The sequence below is a fragment of the Pseudoduganella chitinolytica genome, assembly GCF_029028125.1.
GTDB classification, from domain to species: domain Bacteria; phylum Pseudomonadota; class Gammaproteobacteria; order Burkholderiales; family Burkholderiaceae_D; genus Rugamonas; species Rugamonas chitinolytica.
In genome coordinates this window covers 1,447,010-1,466,107 of sequence record NZ_CP119083.1, presented here as the reverse complement: position 1 = coordinate 1,466,107, position 19,098 = coordinate 1,447,010, and the positions used below count along the sequence as shown (strand labels likewise).

14 protein-coding genes and 3 pseudogenes are annotated in these 19,098 nt (G+C 67.1%); 6 read left to right on the top strand and 11 right to left on the bottom strand.

Going from position 1 to position 19,098, the window contains the following annotated elements; all coding sequences use genetic code 11:
- Nucleotides 1–181: 181 nt before the first annotated feature.
- Nucleotides 182–1,570 (top strand): branched-chain amino acid transporter BcaP, encoded by a 1,389-nt coding sequence (bcaP, locus tag PX653_RS06400; RefSeq protein WP_277417076.1) that lies wholly within the window; start codon nt 182–184, stop codon nt 1,568–1,570.
- A 463-nt stretch (nt 1,571–2,033) separates the two neighbouring features.
- Here bcaP and PX653_RS06395 read toward each other — a convergent pair whose 3' ends face one another.
- The gene (locus PX653_RS06395; protein WP_277417075.1) at nt 2,034–2,744 is read right to left on the bottom strand and encodes a LuxR family transcriptional regulator; all 711 of its coding nucleotides are present in this window, start codon (nt 2,742–2,744) and stop codon (nt 2,034–2,036) included.
- Nucleotides 2,745–3,044: 300 nt separating this feature from the next.
- On the opposite strand from PX653_RS06395, the gene PX653_RS06390 reads away from it, so the two are divergent.
- A complete protein-coding gene (locus PX653_RS06390; RefSeq protein WP_277417074.1) occupies nt 3,045–3,431 on the top strand; it encodes a DUF4902 domain-containing protein in 387 nt (128 codons plus the stop codon).
- Between the two features lie 177 nt (nt 3,432–3,608).
- The gene (locus tag PX653_RS06385) at nt 3,609–4,175 is read left to right on the top strand and encodes an acyl-homoserine-lactone synthase (RefSeq protein WP_277417073.1); all 567 of its coding nucleotides are present in this window, start codon (nt 3,609–3,611) and stop codon (nt 4,173–4,175) included.
- Here PX653_RS06385 and PX653_RS06380 read toward each other — a convergent pair.
- Nucleotides 4,160–5,074 carry an N-acetylmuramoyl-L-alanine amidase-like domain-containing protein gene (locus PX653_RS06380; RefSeq protein WP_277417072.1) on the bottom strand — a complete coding sequence of 305 codons (915 nt, stop codon included), beginning with the start codon at nt 5,072–5,074 and terminating at the stop codon, nt 4,160–4,162. The genes PX653_RS06385 and PX653_RS06380 overlap by 16 nt on opposite strands.
- Before the next feature lie 220 nt (nt 5,075–5,294).
- Between PX653_RS06380 and PX653_RS06375 the strand changes: the two genes are divergently transcribed.
- On the top strand, nt 5,295–8,252 hold the full coding sequence (locus tag PX653_RS06375) for a TonB-dependent receptor (RefSeq protein ID WP_277417071.1): 2,958 nt from the start codon (nt 5,295–5,297) through the stop codon (nt 8,250–8,252).
- A gap of 100 nt (nt 8,253–8,352) precedes the next feature.
- On the opposite strand, the gene PX653_RS06370 is transcribed toward PX653_RS06375, so the two are convergent.
- The 3 genes from PX653_RS06370 to PX653_RS06360 all read right to left on the bottom strand — a co-directional run bounded on the left by PX653_RS06370 (nt 8,353) and on the right by PX653_RS06360 (nt 10,619).
- Nucleotides 8,353–8,799, bottom strand: coding sequence for a DUF3616 domain-containing protein (locus PX653_RS06370; RefSeq protein WP_277418523.1), 447 nt, complete (start codon nt 8,797–8,799; stop codon nt 8,353–8,355).
- Nucleotides 8,769–9,266: a hypothetical protein gene (locus tag PX653_RS06365; protein ID WP_277417070.1), complete on the bottom strand. Its 498-nt coding sequence runs from the start codon at nt 9,264–9,266 to the stop codon at nt 8,769–8,771. Before PX653_RS06365 ends, PX653_RS06370 begins: the two co-directional genes overlap by 31 nt.
- An 81-nt stretch (nt 9,267–9,347) precedes the next feature.
- Complete coding sequence (locus PX653_RS06360; protein ID WP_277417069.1) at nt 9,348–10,619, bottom strand: NnrS family protein; 1,272 nt, start codon at nt 10,617–10,619, stop codon at nt 9,348–9,350.
- Nucleotides 10,620–10,715: 96 nt separating this feature from the next.
- Between PX653_RS06360 and PX653_RS06355 the strand changes: the two genes are divergently transcribed.
- Nucleotides 10,716–11,015 carry a heavy-metal-associated domain-containing protein gene (locus tag PX653_RS06355; RefSeq protein WP_277417068.1) on the top strand — a complete coding sequence of 100 codons (300 nt, stop codon included), beginning with the start codon at nt 10,716–10,718 and terminating at the stop codon, nt 11,013–11,015.
- Here PX653_RS06355 and PX653_RS06350 read toward each other — a convergent pair.
- From PX653_RS06350 to PX653_RS06325, 6 genes and pseudogenes are all read right to left on the bottom strand, one after another.
- On the bottom strand, nt 11,012–11,407 hold the full coding sequence (locus PX653_RS06350; RefSeq protein WP_277417067.1) for a GFA family protein: 396 nt from the start codon (nt 11,405–11,407) through the stop codon (nt 11,012–11,014). The genes PX653_RS06355 and PX653_RS06350 overlap by 4 nt on opposite strands.
- Nucleotides 11,408–11,440: 33 nt before the next feature.
- A complete protein-coding gene (locus PX653_RS06345) occupies nt 11,441–12,109 on the bottom strand; it encodes a response regulator (protein ID WP_277417066.1) in 669 nt (222 codons plus the stop codon).
- An 18-nt stretch (nt 12,110–12,127) separates the two neighbouring features.
- Nucleotides 12,128–14,116 carry a type IV pili methyl-accepting chemotaxis transducer N-terminal domain-containing protein gene (locus PX653_RS06340; RefSeq protein WP_277417065.1) on the bottom strand — a complete coding sequence of 663 codons (1,989 nt, stop codon included), beginning with the start codon at nt 14,114–14,116 and terminating at the stop codon, nt 12,128–12,130.
- Between the two features lie 107 nt (nt 14,117–14,223).
- A pseudogene (locus tag PX653_RS06335) lies at nt 14,224–14,713 on the bottom strand (GTP 3',8-cyclase MoaA family protein); the annotation flags it as partial.
- Nucleotides 14,712–15,080 (bottom strand): annotated as a pseudogene (gene narH / locus PX653_RS06330) (nitrate reductase subunit beta); the annotation flags it as partial. The pseudogenes narH and PX653_RS06335, both read right to left, overlap by 2 nt.
- A 12-nt stretch (nt 15,081–15,092) precedes the next feature.
- A pseudogene (locus PX653_RS06325) lies at nt 15,093–18,724 on the bottom strand (nitrate reductase subunit alpha).
- Between the two features lie 205 nt (nt 18,725–18,929).
- Here PX653_RS06325 and PX653_RS06320 point away from each other — a divergent pair.
- Entirely contained in the window at nt 18,930–19,091 is a 162-nt protein-coding gene (locus PX653_RS06320; protein ID WP_277417064.1) for a hypothetical protein, read from the top strand.
- Nucleotides 19,092–19,098: the final 7 nt, after the last annotated feature.

Here is a 19,098-nt window from a genome sequence, read left to right as displayed (position 1 = left end):
TTTGCGCAACAGTTTCCCTTGGAACAAGCAGTTAGTACATATACATGCTTGCGGCTGTGCTAGTATGCGGCGGCGACGCGCGGCCTCGAATCCAGGGTCCGCGTCGCACGTAGAACCGCTGCGGGCCTACCCGGCAACGCACGGCACGCCGAGACAATATAGTTACCAACTTGGAGAAGCAGTGAGTATTTTCAGAACTAAGAATCTCGACGACATGGTCGCGGCCGGTCGTCACCCGGGCGGTTTGAAAAAAGTGCTGGGCCCATTCGATCTCGTATTGATGGGCATCGGTGCCATCGTTGGCACGGGTATTTTCGTGTTGACGGGAACGGGGGCGCTGACGGCGGGCCCCGCCCTGCCGCTGTCGTTCATCATCGCCGCCTTTGCCTGTGCCTTCGCGGCGCTGTGCTACGCGGAATTCGCCTCCACCGTCCCGGTGGCCGGCTCGATCTATACCTACAGTTATGCCACGCTGGGCGAACTGGTGGCGTGGATGATCGGCTGGGACCTGATGCTGGAGTATGGCCTGGCCACGTCGGCCGTGTCGGTCGGCTGGTCCGGCTACTTCCAGTCGCTGATCGCCGGTGCCGGCTGGCACTTGCCGGACGCCCTGACGGCGGCGCCTGGCGCGGTGCCCGGCAAGGAAACCTACTTCAACCTGCCGGCCCTGCTGATCATGCTGGTGCTGACGGGGCTGTTGTCGCTGGGGGTGCGCGAGTCCGCCCGCCTGAACAACGTCATGGTGGCCATCAAGGTCGGCGTGGTGCTGCTGTTCATCATCGTCGGCGTGCGCCATGTCGAGCCCGTCAACTGGCAGCCATTCATGCCCTACGGCCATTCCGGTGTGCTGGGCGCGGCGGCTCTCGTGTTCTTCGCGTTCATCGGCTTCGACGCCGTGACGTCGGCGGCCGAGGAAGTCAAGCGTCCCGACCGTGACCTGCCGATCGGCATCATCGGCTCGCTGGCCGTCTGCACGCTGCTGTACGTGGTCGTGTCCGGCATCATGACCGGTATCGTGCCGTTCAGGCAGTTCGAAGGCGTCGACCATCCCGTCTCGCTGGCATTGAAGTTCGCCGGCGAAAACTGGGTGGCCAGCTTCGTCGACGCGGGTGCGATCCTGGGCATGACCACCGTCATCCTCGTCATGCTGTACGGCCAGACGCGCGTGATCTTCGCCATGTCGCGCGACGGCCTGCTGCCGAAGCGCCTGTCGACTATCCATCCGAAGTACGGCACGCCATTCTTCGCCACGTGGGTCGTCGGCATCATCTTTGCCCTGATCGCGGCGCTGATCCCGCTGGACACGCTGGCCAAGCTGGTCAACATGGGCACGCTGGCCGCGTTCTGCCTGGTATCGGTGGCCGTCGTGGTGCTGCGCAAGAAGCGCCCGGACCTGCCCCGCGCGTTCCGCTGCCCGGGCGTGCCGGTGATCCCGGCGCTGGCCGTGATCTGCTGCCTGGGCCTGATGACGTACCTGTCGCTGGAGACGTGGCTGGCGTTCGGCGCCTGGCTGCTGCTGGGACTGATCGTCTACTTCGCCTACGCACGCAAGCGGTCGCTGCTGAACTGACCGCAAGGAAAACGGGACCCGCGGGTCCCGTTTTTTCATCTGCAACACCTGAAATCGGGGACAGCCTCCGTTTCGCATTGCGAAACGGAGGCTGTCCCCGATTGCTTGCCGAATCTGCGCGCGCGGCTCTCGCAACCGCACCATCGCCGTCTTGCCCGCCGTCAGGTTGACGATACCCAGCTTGCTCCGTTCACTTCGCCATTGCTGACCTGGGAGTTCACCTCGCATCCTCAAGCGCGAAAATCGGGGACAGCCTCCGTTTCGCATCGCGAAACGGAGGCTGTCCCCGATTGTTCGATTGTTTGCGGCTGCAGCAACCGCAGCATTGCCGCGTTGACCACCCCGGCCGTCTTGTTGACGGCGCCCAGCTCGCTCAGCGCATTGTTGACGTGGAAGTCCACCGAAATTAGGGACAGCCTCCGTTCCGCATCGCGAAACGGAGGCTGTCCCCGATTGTTTGCGGCTACAGCAACCGCAGCATTGCCGCCTTGACGACGCCCGCCGTCTTGTTGACGGCGCCCAGCTTGCTCAGCGCATTGTTGACGTGGAAATTCACCGTGCGTTCCGAGATATGCATGATCTGGCCGACTTCGCCCGACGTCTTGCCGTCCGCCGTCCAGCGCAGTACCTCCAGTTCGCGCGACGTCAGCACGGACGGCGCCGGCGACACCATTGCGACAAGCCGCGACATGCCCTCGTGGGCCACCTGCACGAGCCAGGACATCTTCAGCGAATGCTCGCGCAGCTCGGCCTCGCTGAGCGTGTCGTGCGAGCGTGCCAGGGTCAGCAGGCCGCCCACGCCGCGCGCGTCGTAGGACGACTGGGCCCAGCCCACGCGCAGGCCGTGGCCGCGTGCATCCTCCCAGAACTCGGGCGACTGGTCGAACACCGTGTCGTTCCAGACCAACGGCAGGATCGACTTCATGCCGTGCGCGACGGTCGGATCGATGCGCACGTAGTTCAGCCGCGCATAGCGCTCCTGCCAGTGCGTCGAATAGTTGTTGCGCATGTACACCTTCGGGTTCGACACGGGCAGCGGCATTCGCAGCCCGTACGCGCAATATTCGAATCCCAGGTCGCGAGCGGCAGCGGCCAGCACGGCGAACAGGTCGTCCTCCGTCTTCGCCGTCAGTAAGCCCTGCAGCTGCAGGTCCTGCCAGTGCGTGAAATTCACAGTTCTACTCCCTATGAAGCGGCGTCCGGCACCGGGTGTGCATCGGCATTGCCACCGGCCGCCATGATGGCGGCTGCGCCCGTCGGGTCCGGACGTGGCACGACCGGACTGGAGCGTCTCTTATTGCAAGTGACAATATCAGTACGGAAATTTGCCGTCAAATCAAAAATTCGCTCAGCAATTCGGAAATGAGAAACATTTACAACACAGCGCTGTCAATCTTGACAGTGGCTCGCGCTGTCGTACCACGTTTCAATAGCCCATACGACGCGCCCGGCGTCGCTCTTGCAGGAGAACTACATGTCCGACAAACCCTACGTACGCATGACCTTCGACGCCATGCAGCGGCGCTCATTGCGTCACCTGGTCTCCGCCCTTGATGAAGACGAGTTCGCCACGCCGGGCGCTGGCGCCGTCGCCAGCGCCATTACCGGCTATACCGAATGGGTCGGCGATGGCGAACCGGTCCTGACGATGGGCTGGGACTGGGAAATGGGCGCCGGCGCCGATGGCGGCGGGGTGGCGTTGCGTCGCGTCGGCGACCCCCGCAGCAATCTCTGCGTCGTCATGCGCCCTGGTGCTGCAGATGATATCGAAGACAGCAGCACTTTGCTGAAGATTCTGATCGACCGTTCCAACTGGCAGGAGGAAACGTTGCGTTACTTGCAGCGTCGCTACGACAGCTGACCTGCCCCACCCGGCAAACTGCCGCGACCCCGCCCCCGTACTGCCCCGATGCTGTCAGGCCAACTGACCGGCAGGATACATTTCCGCCAAACTGTCAGATGTTACAGTTTTGGCCGCCGCGCAAAAATAGTCAAATGGCAACTCCAGATCAACCACATCATTTAATCGGAGCGGGCCATGAACAAGATCGCGGGCAGCAGCAGCACCCTCAGCAAAGAGTTGTTCGAACGTGTCGGGCGTTACCGTCACAAGGTTTTCGTCGAAACGCTGGGTTGGGAACTGACCACGCGCAACGGCGAGGAGCTGGACCAGTTCGACCGTCCCGACACGCTGTACGTCGTGTCGCAGGATGAACAGGGCAATGTAAACGGCTGTGCCCGCTTACTGCCGACCAGCCAGCCCTACCTGCTGGGCGAGGTGTTTCCGGAGTTGATGAACGGCGCCCCGGTGCCGTGCAGCGACGACGTCTGGGAGCTGTCGCGCTTTGCCGCGGTGGACTTCAACAGCCGCACGACGTCGGCCCTGTCGCAGTTCTCCTCCGAAGTGGCCGTGCGACTGCTGCAGGACTCGATCGCCTTCGCGGCCGAACAGGGCGCCAAGCGCCTGATCACCGTCTCGCCGATCGGCATCGAGCGCCTGCTGCGTCGCGCCGGCTTCCATGCCCACCGTGCCGGCCCGCCGATGATCATCGGCGGCCACCCGATCTTCGCGTGCTGGATCGAAGTGCGTCAGCCGGGCGCGTGAGGGGAACGCGCCGGCATGGGGCGCGGCTGTGGCAAGGCTGGCGGCACGACGATCTCGTCGTTCAGCCGCAGGAACTTGAAGCCTGCCAGCCGCGTGACCGGCTTGCCAGTGCTGGCCTGCTCCCCGGCCCGCCGCGAGGCGCGCGCGACAAACGCGTCGAAGGTTTCTTCCCGCACCTGCGGCTCGGCCGAGTTGAGGAATTGGCGCGTGCCGTCCGGCGCGGTCACGACGAGGCCCACGTGCGACACCCAGTATTTGCCGTCGCGCGTCGAGACGACGTTGACGAAGTCGCCGTCCGCCAGCCGGCCCAGCACCCTGGGTACGACAGCGGTCGGGACATAGGTTTCGGTGCTGCGCGTGACCGGCAGGTCGGCCGGCGTGCCGTGGCGCGTGCGCAGGAAGGTAGCGCGATCGACCGTCAACTCGTACGTGGCGGCATCCTGGCCGGCCAGTTGCGCGCTGACGTCCGTGACGAGCCAGCGATTGTTGACGTTCCAGTCCTGCTCCGTATAGTGGTTGCGGGTGGCGACGCCCACGATGCCGTCGCGATAGCGGATGCGCTGCAGCATCCAGAAAAACTCCTCCCAGGAGCCGGACAACGCCATCGCATACGTCTGCTCCGCGAACACCACGCAGTCGCTGTAGTTCAGGCTGAACATCGGCAGGTCGTCGTGGATCTGGTACGGGAACTCCCCCAGCAGGTTGAGCCGGTACGGCTGGCCGATGGTGCGCCGGCCGATGGCGGCGATGCGCTGGCGCAGGTCAGGCTCCGTGGCCTGCAGCTGCGCCAGGTAGCCGTCCACCTGCCGCGGCGTCATGCGGTAGACCGGCTGCGGCGACGGCGTGCCCGGCACGCGGCCGTCCCGGGCGCCACACCCCGCCAACAATAGTGCCGCCATTCCCAATGCCGCTGTGCCCCGCATCGTCGCTCCCGCCCAAAAGTGTCCACGATAGCGCGGATGACGCGTGCGCGCAACGCTGCGCCGTCGATTCCCCCGGGCGATGGGCGCACGCCGCATTTCTATCGTCTTCCGATTGTCTTTTAACCATGGCTGCGCCAATACTTGACCGTAGAGCCGGCACCGGCCAGGAACGGGCAACCAACCACGGGAGAGCACGATGACGATGAAGCACAAGCCGCTGGCGGCGGCGGTGGCATTGGCGATGCTGGGCCTGTCCGGCCATGCCGGCGCGCAGCAGGTCGACGAGCAGGCAATCCAGAAGGTGGAAGTACCGGGCATCCGCGCCTCGCTGGCGCGGTCGCTGAACGTGAAGCGCAACGCCACGGCCAACGTGGAGGTCGTGACGGCGGAGGATGTCGGCAAGATGCCGGACAAGAACCTGGCCGACTCGCTGCAGCGCCTGCCCGGCGTGGCGGTGCGTACCGACTACGACGAAGCGGAAAAAGTGTCGATGCGCGGCACCAACCCCGACATGAGCCTGATCATGTTCAACGGCCATGCCGTCAGCACGGCCGACTGGTACATCGCCGACCAGAACTCGTCGTCGCGCAGCACCAGCCTGTCGCTGGTGCCTTCTTCCGTCCTGAACCAGGCCGTCGTCTACAAGACGGCACAGGCCAATCTCGTCGACGGCGGCCTGGCCGGCACGATCAACGTGACGACCAGGAAGCCGCTGGCGCAGAAGGAACGGTTGTCCGGGGTCGTCAGCGCGGGCATCAGCCATGCCGACCTGCCGGGCAAAAGCGCGCCGGATGCGAACGCCAGCATCAACTGGAAGAACGCCGCGGGCACCCTGGGCGTCATCGTGCAGGGGTTTGCCGAGAAGCGCCACATCCGGCGCGATTCCGTCTCGCGCCTGGCATACGGCGCGTCGAGCGGCTGGGACGTTATCAACACGAGCACGATGAAGGGCGTCACGGATGCCTCGCTGGCGGGCACCGGCCTGACTGCCGCGGACCTGGAAGGCGTGCGCATGCCCGGCTCGATGAGCTCCGAGTTCGTCGAGGGCGTGCGCGACCGCAAGGGCGGCCTGTTCTCGCTGCAGTACAAGCCGGACGACCGCCTGGACGTGACGACCACCGCGTTCTACTCGAAGATGAAGGCGAACAACCACGGTCGCCTGACGTCGGGCGCGATGTACAGCATGCTGCTGGGGAAAGCGGACCCGCTGGGTGCCGTGACGGCCAGCGCGGCCAATACCAACGTCGATGGCCGCCAGGTCTACGCCTCGATCCGCAACCCCGTCATCGTCGACGAGACCACGATGTACGGGCACCCGCTGCGCGTGCTGCAAGGCGCCGAGATCGTGTTCCCGGACGGGACGCCGCCCCAGTACGTCGGCAACTCGGAAGCGTTCTACCGCGACGGCGCCACGGCGGAAAGCGCGTTCCTGGACGTGGACGCCGGTTGGCGCGTCAGCGATGACCTGCGCCTGAAAGCGCTGCTGTCCACCACCCGCGGGGTCGGCAAGACGGCGCGCGACCAGGGCACCACGTGGGCACGCTACGGCACCGGTGTCGCCTACCGCCTGGGCGACGTCGACGACGCGCCGTTCGTGCAGTACCGCGGCGCCGGCGAGAACCGTCCTGGCCTGAATCCGGACGGCAGCGGCTATGCGCTGGTGGGTCGCACCGCATCGTCGACGCGCACCGTCGACCGCGAAAGCAGCATCCAGCTCGATGCCGAGTACCGCCTGGACTGGCGCATGCTGACGACGTTCGAGACGGGCGTTCGCTACGCCGACCACCGCCGCCGCAATGAGCGCACGTCTCCCGCCTTCCGAGCGCCGGCGCTGGGGTCCGGACCTGCGGGCTACGTGCCCTACCCGGCCGATTTCGGCCTGGACCTGGACGGCACCTTCGACAATACGGGATTCTACTTCACGCCGCAGGCCCTGAAGGACTACATCGCCGCGTCGATCCGGCCGACGACGCCCGAGTTCGAGCGCCGCGTGGTCAACGAGATCGACATGCGCGAACGCCAGACCGCCTTCTACGTCATGCAGAGCTTCGAGCGCGGGGCATGGAGCGGCAACGCCGGCCTGCGCTTCGTGCGCACGCGCGTCGACGCGGACATCGTGACGCCGGTACCGGCGGGCGCCTGCCTGAAGACCGAGCCGGGCCAGCCGGCGCTGGCCTGCGCCGCCTATCCGGGTGCCATCACCACGGCGGGCGACGGCAGCACCTATCATGAAGGCGTCCCGTTCGACCCCAGGGCGGGACTGGTGTACTTCAAGACCCCGAGCGAGCGCAGCTTCGACAACTTCCTGCCCAGCGTGAACGTGCGCTACGCACTGCGGCCGGACATGGTGGCCCGCTTCGGCGCCAGCCGCACCATCGGCCGGCAGAACTACAATGTGCTGGGCGCCGGCTATGGCACGCCCGGCTGCAACGCCAGCGGCTGCACGGTGACGGGACCCAATCCGGGCCTGAAGCCGCTCACGTCGGACAATGCCGACCTGTCCTGGTCGTGGTACTTCGCGCCGCGCGCCGTGCTGGCCGTGGACGTGTTCCACTCGTCGATCGACGGCTATGTCAAGACGGGTACCGTGACGCAGGGCGAGACGGTACAGCTGGTGGACCCGCGCGACAACACGGTCAAGACGTTCTTCGTCAACACGTCGTCGCAACAAGGCGCTCGGATCAAGGGCATTGAGGTGGCCTTCGAGCGGCCGCTGTGGGGCAGCTTCGGCATGACATCCAACGTCAGCCGGGCCAGGACAAAGGTGGACGACGGCCGCCCCATGGTGGGCGCCTCCGAGTGGGCGGGCAACCTGGGCGGCTATTTCGAGAACGACCGCCTGAGCGCGCGGCTGGTATGGAACTACCGGGGCAAATACGTCAGCAGCACGACGGCGCCCGCGCCCACCGCCAACAGCCAGGGCCAGAGCGTCATCAACGGCGTGGCGATGCCGACGGCACCGACGATGGCCAAGGGCGTGGCCACCTTGGCGGCCTCCGTCAACTACACGATCCGGCCCGGCCTGGTCGTGTCGGTGGACGCCACCAACCTCACCAACACGAAGCGGGCGCACTACCGCTACAGCGAAGCGGAGCAGCAGAAGCTGGACGTGGCGGGGCGGCAGGTGTACGTCAACGTCAAGTACCGGTTCTAGGGTCTGTTCCCGGTAAGGGACAAGACGCCGGTGTCAGGCGCCTGATTGCGGGTCGGCGACCTGCAATCGGGAGCCTGGGACCATGGGTTAGCGCTTGGGGTTAATCCAGCTCCACCGAAATCCGCCGGAACTGCCGCAGTTCCGGCGGCAGATGCTTGCGCTTGACCCCACCCGGCTGGTCCTTGCCGTCGTCCGACAGGATGTGCAGCGTGCCGGCCGGGTCGAAGAACAGCGCTTCCGGATTGAGGCCAGCCAGTTGCGGCACGTCCAGCAGCTGCGCGCGCTCGTCCGCCCGCCCGGACCAGCGGTACACGGCAAAGTGCTTGCCCTTGCCCGGCGGCCCCGCCACGATGAAGTAACTGTCGCCGTGCCGTTCGATGCTGCGGATGCCCTGCCCGCCCAGGTCCAGCGTCACGTGGGGGCCGAAGCGCGCCCGCTCGCCGTGCACGACCTCGGCCGGATTCTCCAAGGTCAGCAGCAACGCGCCGGCGGCCGGGACCGGATTGCGCAAGCCGATCAGCAGGTGGCCCGCGGGCGTGTCGGCCAGCCCTTCGATACTGAGGCCGCCCGGGTCTTTCGGCGCCAGCCGCGCCGCGCCCAGCAGGTTATATGCGTCCTGGACTGCCGTGCCGGCCAGGTCGTCCAGCAGGCGCCGGCACGGCTGGCCCTGCGGCACCAGCAGCCGCTCGCCCGCTCCGCCGCGGCGCATGGCGAACAGCACGCGCCGTCCCGGGCCGGCTTGCCGTCGCCGTCGGCGCCGTGCGAACCGATCCAGTAGGCCGTGTCGCCCACGAGGGCGCCGCCTTCCAGGTCCGCCTCCTCTTTTCCGCCCAGGAAGGCGTGCAGGTCGACGTCTTCGCCCGGCAGCGGCAGGCCGGGCGTGTCGAAACGGTAGATCTTGAGGACGCTGACTTCGTCGTCGGCGACGACGAAGCGGTCGGCATCGAGCGCCACGGCGGCGGAGGCGTCACAGATGCCGCGGTAGACGTGCGGCGTGCGGATGTCGGCTTGCATGGTATGGCTCCTTGTGGATTCGTCGCCACGATAGCAGACGGCCGCCCGGTCCGTCGATACGGCTGGCGCCCGGCCTGCCGCTCAGCCTTCCTTGCCGTTGATGCGCGGGCGCGCCAGGCGCCCCGCGTAGGCGGCGACGAACAGCGCGAACGCCACCGTCCACGCGCCCGCTGCCAGCAGCATGGCGCCGTCGCGCAGCGAGCCGCTATCCAGCGCCGCCACCAGCCGCGCGCCGGCCGCCAGCTGGATCGCCACGAACATCCACACCTCGGCCCAGCCGGCTTTCAAGGGGCGGCCCGTGTGACCCAGCGACGTGCGGCACATCATGCCGACGATCAGGCCCGCCATCGAGCCCACCGTCAGCGCGTGGAACGCGGCGCTGGCAGGCGTGCGCCCCAGCGCGGCCAGCGCCAGCAGCAGGAAGCCGACGCCGATCCACGCATAGGACAGGTGCAGGATCCACAGCAGCGGTACTTTGAGCGTACGCTGCGGCTGCCAGCCGGCCAGGCGCCACAGGGTCAGCACGCCGGCGGCCGCGCACAGCGCCGCCGTCAGCCAGGCCGGGGCGCCGGCAACCCACGCGATACCCGCCGCGACGGTTGTCAGCAGCCCGGCCTGGTCCAGCTTCGGCCGCACCAGGGGGTTGCTGCCCGGTGCGCCGTTGCGGGTAAACATGGGCAGCACGCGCACGCCGATCACCGCCTCCATCAGCACGATGACGAAGATGGCGGCCTGCGCCGGCAGCAGCGGCGGCCAGTTGGCCCAGCCCAGCGCGGCGGCATGGTGCGCCAGGTTGGCGGTCGCCAGCAACACCAGCAGGAAAACCAGGAAGTAGTTGCGCTTGTTGCCGGCCTGGCGCATGACGCGCCACAGCGGCCAGGCGGCCAGCGGCAGGAACAGGCTGTCGACCAGTGCGGACCAGGGCCCGGCGCTGGCCAGCATCGCCACCCGGCCGGGCACCCACAAGGCGGCGAGGAGTGCCAGCGGTGCGCCGCGCGGCGTCCACAGGTTGGTCCAGTTGCGTGCCGCCGTGAACAGGAAGCCGACCACGACGGCCACCGCCATGCCGAACACCATCTCGTGCAGGTGCCACAGCAGCCCGACGGCGGGCAGGCGCAGCGCCAGGCCGTAGTAGCTCGCCATCCACAGCGGCATGGCCAGCGCGGCAAAGGCCGCGGCCAGCAGGTAGAACGGGCGGAAGCCCAGCCGCCACAGGCCGGCACCTTCGGCCTTGGCGGGGGATGGATCGTCGATGGTCAGCAACGTCATGATGGTCTCCTTGAACTCCGCCCCATTGTCCCGCCGCACCGCCGCGCTGCCAAAGGCGACACCGGAAAAGACAATCTGGATCATGCTTTTCGCATGCCACAGGCCCAGTCGTTGGACAGCGGCACTGCGCCGGCACTACGCTGGAATCCTCATCAACAGGACAACATCCAGGAGAACACCATGCAGACGACGATGCTCAAGCTCGCCGGCATTCCCGACGACAGCGCCACCCGCACCATCGCCGACGTGCTCGGCGCCGCCCCGGGCGTGCTGGCCGCGCGCCTGTCGACGGCCGGCGCCAGCGTCGCCATCGACTACGAGTCGCCGCAGACGTCGCCCGAGCGCCTGCGTGCCGCGCTGGCGCAGGCCGGCGTCGCCAGCGAAGTGCGCGAGGCACCCGCCACCGCCCTGCTGCGGCGGGTGCTGCGGCGGTTGAGGGGTCGGCGGCGCTGGCAGAACCCGCGGTGTCCGCACAACTAGTCGTAATGCTCGGTGCCGGGCGGCACCACCACCCAGCCATGCATGCGCGCCTCGTAGACGGACACGGTCGGCGCCGGAAAGGCCGGGTCGGCAAAGGCGCCGACGGGAATCGCCACCACGTCGGGCATCTCTTCCAGTTCATAGAAGACCGTCGCGCCGCAGCGGGGACAGAAGTGGAAGGTGGCCGACGTGCCTTCGTCGCCGGTACGCGTGTAGCGGGTCGATTGCCCGGTGACGGCCACGTCGGCGCGCCGGAACCTGGCCTGCTGGCCGAATACGCTGCCGGTGCGGCGCTGGCAGGCCAGGCAGTGGCAGATCGAATTGCGCAGCGGCTCGCCACTGACCTGGGCGGTCAGCTGGCCGCAGCTGCACGAGGCGATGCGGGTAACCATGTATACTCCCTCACTGGCCCATAGGGTCCATGCCTAGCCGTGCTGCGAATGCCGGTGCTCCACCGCGAACACGGCCGCCTGCACCCGGCTCGACAGGTTCAATTTCTTCAGCACGTTCTGCACGTGGATCTTGACGGTGCTCTCCGACAGGTCTAGCGAGCGGGCGATCACCTTGTTGCTCTCACCCCTGGCCAGGCAGTCCAGGATTTCCTTCTCGCGCGGCGTCAGGCGGTCCAGGTCGGAGGCCGGTTCGGCCGGCCGCGTGCCGGCCTGCAGCTGCGCCACCAGCTTGGTCGTCATCGCTTCGGCCACCACGGTCTCGCCGGCCGCGGCGCGGCGCACGGCGCGCGTCAGGTAGTCCGTGTCGATGTTCTTCAGCAGGTAGCCGCTGGCGCCCGCCTTCAGTGCCGCCGCCAGGTCCTGCGCGTCCTCCGACACCGTCAGCATGACGATGGCGCTGTCCGGACAGTCCTGCAGCAGCAGTTGCAGCGTCTCCAGGCCCGACATGCCAGGCATGTTCAGGTCCAGCAGCACTACCTGGGGCTTGAGCTGCTTGGCGCGCTTGATGCCCTCGACGCCGTCGGCCGCTTCGCCCACCACGTCGAACTCGGGGTGGCGCTGCAGCAGCGAACGGATGCCGCTGCGAAACAGCGTGTGGTCATCGATCAGCAGCACGCTGATGGGCTGGGTGGTTTCTTCCATGATGGTTCTCCTTGTTCTTCAGGCGGCGCGCCGCAGTTCGCGCGGTAGCTGCAGCAGGATCGTCGTGCCCGACCCGGGTGCCGACTGCACTTCCAGCGTGGCCGAGATGCGCTGGGCGCGTTCGCGCATGATGTGGATACCCACGTGATGCTCGCCCTGCTGGGCCAGCGCCGCGACGTCGAAACCCTGGCCGTCGTCCTTGATCGACAGCGTGAAATCCTGCGCATCGCTCAGCGTGACCTGCACGTGGCGCGCGCCGGCGTGCTTGCGCACGTTCGACAGCGCTTCCTGCACGATGAACAGCAACTGCAACTGCTGCTCGCGCGCGAACGGCGCGCCGTCCAGGTCCGCTTCCAGCGTGACCTCGATGCCGGCCTGGCGCTCGAACTTGTCGATCGTCGTCTGCAGCGACGTCACCAGGCTGTCCTCGACGAGGCGGGTACGGAAGTTCAGCAGCAGCTCGCGCACGTCCTCGTAGCTCTCCTGCACGCCAGCGCGCAGCGCCGGCACGATGTCGCTCACCTCATCGAGCTTGCCGGCACGGACCGACTGCTCCAGCATCTGCACCTGCAGGTTGAGGAAGTTGACGCCCTGCGCGATGCTGTCGTGCAGGCCCTGCGCCACCAGGTTGCGCTCCTCGGAAATCGCCATCTCGCGCTCGCGCGCGCCCAGGCGCAGGTTCTCGATGGCCGTACCCAGCAACTGGCCCAGCGTCTCCAGCAATGCCTTTTCCTGCGCGTTGAACGTGCGGACCCGGCGGAAGTGCAGGTTGAACATGCCCAGGTGCTGCTGGTGCGCGTAGATGTGGAACATCGACACCGTCTCGTAGCCCTCGCGGCGGCATTCCAGCTCGGCGCCGCGCGGCATCTGGCGCAGGTCGTGCACGATCGTGATCTTCTTCTCGACGGCTTCGCCGCACAGGCAGTCGCCCACCTTCATGCAATGCTCCGCCTCGACCAGTTGCGGCGACAGGCCGTGGTGCACCAGCATGTGCAGGTTGCCGCGGCCCGGCTCGAGGATGCGCACGGAGCCGCCATCGGCACCGAAGTACTCGGACAGCCGGCGCAGGAAGCCCTGGCACATCTCTTCGGTCGGCTGCGGGCGCTGCAGGAACGCGGCGCTGTCGTACAACAGGGCCAGCTCCTGGTTCTGCGCCGCCAGCGCGGCCGTCTTGGTCGCCACCAGCTGCTCCAGGTTGGCGTAGACGCCCTGCAGCCGGTCGGCCATCTGGTTGAAGCCCTGCGCCAGCTCGCCGAATTCGTCCGACCGGTCGGACGGCAGGCGCACCTCGAAATCGCGCTCGCGCATGCGTGCCATGCCGCCCTGCAGCGACGTGACAGGCGCGATGATCAGGTTGAACAGCAGGTAGATGATGCTGACGGTGCCGGCCGTGGCAAGGGCCAGCAGCAGCAATTGCGAGCCGCGCAGCCAGAACGTGCGGGTCTCGCTGTCCTGCTCGATCTGCTGCACCAGCCGGGCCACGTCGGTGACGAACACCTCGGCATCGCGCTGGAACGACCACGCCTGCGCCGGCTCGATGTCCGGCTGTGCCAGCAGCGCCAGCGTTTCCGGCCGCAGGCGCGTCGCCCAGTGTTCCGTGACGCGTTCGAACGTCTGGCGGATCGCCGGTGCCGGCGGCAGTAGCAGGGGCCGCTGCGGATCGCCATGACGCAGCTGCGCCAGCGTATCGTCCAGTACCGCCATCTGCTGGCGGGCTTCCAGCACGCTTGCCTCGCGCCGCGCCGGTTCGGCCATGCCCGACACCGCCAGGCTCAGGCGGAAACTGGTCATGCGCAGGCTGCCCGTCACATTGATCGCGGCGGCGCTGCCTTCCAGCTGCCACGACAGGTACAGCGTGGCGCCGATCACCGTCAACGCCACGATCAGGAAGCCCAGCAGGCTGCCGACGATCTTGGTGGACAGCTTGCGCCAGGCGGGATCCTGCGCGACGCGCAGCAGCGCGCTGGTCGTCCGGGGTGCTGCGGCGGTGCTGGTCTGGCTGTTCATGTTTCCTCGGCAATGCCGTGCGATGCTGTCAGTATACCGGCGACTGCCGGGCCCGTGTCCCGATCTGGTGACCGATCTGGTGACTGACCCCGTGGTGGGACACGAGCTCAGCCGCCCGTCTGCGACATGAAGCGGACGATTCTTTCAGGCTGGCGGTTGAAGTCATGCTGCAGGGGCTTCAGTTCGATGGCCGCGCGGATCGCCGCTTCCAGTTCGGCGTCGCTGGCGCCGCCCCGCAGCAGGGGGCCGCAGCGGATAGCTTTCCTCCTGGCCCAGGCACATGTACAAGGTGCCGTCCACGGCCAGCCGGACGCGGTTGCAGGTGGCGCAGAAATGCTGCGACAGCGGCGTGATGAAGCCCACGCTGGCGCGCCCATCCGGGGTACTCATGTAGCGCGCGGGGCCGCCGCCCAGCTCGCGCGCCTGCGCCACCAGGCCGAAGCGCCGCACCAGCCGGTCGCGGATGGCGTCCAGCGGCAGGAACTCCGTGTTGCGGCCCGTCGCGCCCATCGGCATCACACCGATCAGTCGCAGGATGAAGCCCCGCTCGATGCAGAACGCGGCCATCGGCTCGATCTCGTGCTCGTTGACGCCCCGCCGTCGGCGGCGTTTGCGACAGCGGCGCGTTCTGCAGGTGCTCGTAGTCGTACGTGAACGGCTCGTAGTACTCGTCGATCTGCGGCAGGTTCGGGTTGGCGAAGATGTTGGCCAGGATCTTCAGGCGGCCACCCTGGCGCGGCTCGATCTTGCCCGCATCCGTACGGCGCCAGCCGCCGTTCCACTTGTCCTGGTTCTCCCACTGCTTCGGATAGCCGATGCCGGGCTTCGTTTCGACATTGTTGAACCACGCGTATTCGACGCCGTCGCGGCTTGTCCACACGTTCTTGCAGGCGACGGAACAGGTATGGCAGCCGATGCACTTGTCCAGGTTCAGCACCATGCCGATTTGCGCTCTGATTTTCATTGTTTGCTCCGGTTAGGCCGTCGTGGCCAGCTCGCCTTCGAGCCAGTCCACCTTGTTCATCTTGCGCACCACCACGAATTCGTCGCGGTTCGAGCCCACGGTGCCGTAGTAGTTGAAGCCCCACGACAGTTGCGCATAGCCGCCGATCATGTGCGTGGGCTTCGTCACGGCCCGCGTGACCGAATTGTGGATGCCGCCGCGTTTGCCGGACATCTCCGCGCCCGGCACGTTGACGATCTTTTCCTGGGCGTGGTACATCAACGTCATGCCGGCCGGGACGCGCTGGCTGACGATGGCGCGCGCCGTCAGGGTGCCGTTGACGTTGAAGACCTCGATCCAGTCGTTGTCGACGATGCCGGCCGCCTTCGCATCCGTCTCGGACAACCACACGTGCGGCCCACCGCGCGACAACGTCAGCATGCGCAGGTTGTCCGAGTAGGTCGAATGGATGCCCCACTTCTGGTGCGGCGTGATGAAGTTCAGCGCGATCTCCTTGTTGCCGTTCGGGCTTGCGCCCATGGCGGCGGCCGTCGTGCGCGTGTCGATCGCCGGCTTGTACACGCGCAGGCCTTCGCCGAAGTCGCGCATCCAGCGGTGGTCCTGGTAGAACTGCTGGCGGCCCGTCAGGGTGCGCCATGGGATCAGTTCGTGCACGTTGGTGTAGCAGGCGTTGTAGCTGACTTCCTCCGACTCGAGGCCCGACCAGGTGGGCGACGAGATGATCTTGCGCGGCTGCGCCTGCACGTCGCGGAAGCGGATGCTGTCATGCTCGCGCGGCAGGGCCAGGTGGGTGTGGTCGCGCCCCGTGATTTCCGACAGCGCGGCCCAGGCCTTGACGGCCACGTGGCCATTCGTTTCCGGCGCCAGCGACAGGATCATCTCGGCCGCGTCGATCGCCGTGTTCAAGCGTGGCTGGCCCTTGGACACGCCCTCCTCCTGGACGGTGCGGTTGATGCCGCGCAGGACGTCGACCTCGTGGCTGGTCTTCCAGGAAATGCCCTTGCCGCCGTTCCCAATTTTCTCCAGCAGGGGCCCTATCGACACGAATTTCTTGCAGATTTGCCGGTAGTCGCGTTCGATGACCGTCATGTTCGGCATCGTCTTGCCCGGGATCGGCTCGCACTCGCCGGCGCGCCAGTCCTTCGGATCGAACGGCTGGCCCAGTTCGCCCGGCGTGTCGTGCATCAGGGGCGTCAGCACCAGGTCCTTGCGGGTGCCAAGGTACTCACCGCCGATCTCGGAGAACTTGGCGGCCAGGCCCTTGTAGATATCCCAGTCCGAGCGCGACTGCCACAGCGGCTGCACGGCTTCGGACAGCGGGTGGATGAACGGGTGCATGTCCGACGTGTTCAGGTCGTCCTTCTCGTACCACGTGGCCGTCGGCAGCACGATGTCGCCGTACAGGCAGGTGGTGGACATGCGGAAGTCCAGCACCACCAGCAGGTCCAGCTTGCCCTCGGCGGCCGGACGCACTTTCACATCGCGCGGCTTGATGCAATCCGCTTCGTCGCTCATCAGCGCGTTCTGGGTGCCCAGCAGGTACTTCAGGATGTACTCGTGGCCCTTGCCGGAGCTGCCCAGGATGTCGGAGCGCCAGACGAACATATTGCGCGGGAAGTTGGCCGGATTGTCCGGATCGTCGCAGGAGAACTGCAGCTTGCCGTCCTTGATCTGCTGCACCGCATACGCGGCCGGGTCCTGGCCGGCGGCGATGGCCGCGTCCATGACGTCCAGCGGATTGGTCTGCAGTTGCGGGGCGGACGGCAGCCAGCCCATGCGCTCGGCCTTGGCGTTGTAGTCCAACAAGGTCATCGGCGCGACATCGGGTCCGGCCGTCGGCGACGCGATGTCGCTGGTGTGCAGCTTCTCGTGGCGCCACTGGCTGGTGTGGGCATAGAAGAACGACGTGCCGTTCATCTGGCGCATCGGCCGGTTCCAGTCCTGCGCGAACGCCAGCGGGGTGCAGCCGGTCTGCGGGCGCAGTTTTTCCTGGCCCACGTAGTGCGCCCAGCCGCCGCCCGACTGGCCGATACAGCCGCACATCATCAGCATGTTGATGATGCCGCGATACGTCATGTCCATGTGGTACCAGTGGTTCAGCGCGGCGCCGACGATGACCATGCTCTTGCCGCGGGTCTGGTCAGCATTCTCGGCGAACTGGCGCGCCACCGTGATGACGGCGGCCGGCTTGACGCCTGTGTGCTTCTCCTGCCATGCCGGGGTGTATGGCACGTCGTCGGCATAATCCCTGGCGACGTTGCCGCCGCCCAGGCCCCGGTCGATGCCGTAGTTCGCCATGGTCAGGTCGTCACGGTGGCGACCAGGGCCGTCGTGCCGTCCGCCAGCGTGACGCGCTTGACGGGGACGTGGCGCTGCAGCAGGTCGGAAGCGTCGCGCCCGCCGAAGTAGGCGAAGCCCACCGGCAGCACGTCGTCGCTGCAGTCGATCAGCGAGAGGCGCGGATCGACGGGCGCGCGGTTGCCACCCTCCTTCATCTCCAGGTTCCATTTGCCGGACTCGCCCCAGCGGAAACCGATCGAGCCGCTTGGGGCCACGATGCGCCCGGAAGGCTCGTCGATGACGAGCGTCTTCCATTCCGGGCTGTTGGTCTCGTCCAGGTCGTGGGCCAGGTGCGAGGCGCGCAGGAAGTAGTCGGGAATCAGGCCGCAGGTGTTGTCAACTGAGTGTTCCTTCAGCAGCACCAGCATCGGGAAGTCGGTGTACTGCTTGGCGTACTCGCGGAAGTAGGCGGACTGGCCGGCCGTGTGGAACTCCTTCAGGATGACGTGGCCCATGGCCATCGCCAGCGCGGCATCCGTGCCCTGGGTGGGCGCCAGCCAGATGTCGCCGAACTTGGCCATCTCGCCGAAGTCGGACGACACCGCCACCGTCTTGGTGCCCTTGTAGCGCACCTCGGTGTAGAAGTGCGCATCCGGCGTACGCGTCATCGGCACGTTCGAGCCCCACACCATCAGGTACGTGGAGTTGTACCAGTCGGCCGATTCCGGCACGTCGGTCTGCTCGCCCCACACCTGCGGCGAAGCGGGCGGCAGGTCGCAGTACCAGTCGTAGAACGACAGCGCCACGCCGCCGATCAGCGACAGGTAGCGCGTGCCGGCCGCGTAGCTGACCATCGACATGGCGGGAATCGGCGAGAAGCCCACGATGCGGTCGGGGCCGTACTTCTTGATCGTCAGCGCGTTGGCGGCGGCGATGATCTCGTTGCATTCGTCCCAGCTGGCGCGCACGAAGCCGCCCAGGCCGCGCACGGACTTGTAGCGGGCCGCGCGTGCCGGGTCCTGGCTGACGTGGTCCCAGGCCGCGACCGGGTCCATCGTGCGGCGCGCCTCGCGCCACATCTCCATCAGGCGGCCGCGCACCATCGGGTACTTGACGCGCTGGGCCGAGTACACGTACCAGGAATAGCTGGCGCCGCGCGGGCAGCCGCGCGGCTCGTGGTTGGGCAGGTCGCGACGGGTGCGCGGGTAGTCGGTCTGCTGCGTCTCCCAGGTGATCAGGCCGTTCTTCACGTAGACCTTCCAGCTGCAGGAGCCGGTGCAGTTGACGCCGTGCGTGGAGCGGACGATCTTGTCGTGCTGCCAGCGCTGGCGATAGGCGTTCTCCCAGGTGCGGTCTTCATGCACGACGGAGCGCCCGCCCGGAACCGCAGCTCCTGCTGCTCACCTTTGCCGCGCTGGAGGCCGAGCCGCAACAGGCCGGCGCGCCAGGCCAGCGACCGCGCATGGCGCTGGCGCCGGTGGCGTGCGTGGACAAGCGCGCGCCGGACGTCGCCAACTTCGACGCGCTGGCCGCCGAAGCGCAAGGCGCGCTGGGCGGACCCACTGGGACATGCTGCTGGTCAGCACCTTGTCCGGCTGCGCGGGCCAGTGGCCGGACGAGCGCCAGGCCGACGCCGCGCTGCGCGCCATGCTCAATGCGATCAAGCTGGGGAAGATGGACGGGATGCTGGCGTTCGGGCGGGATGGGGCGCCGATGGTCTGGGCCGCGTGATGTAGGG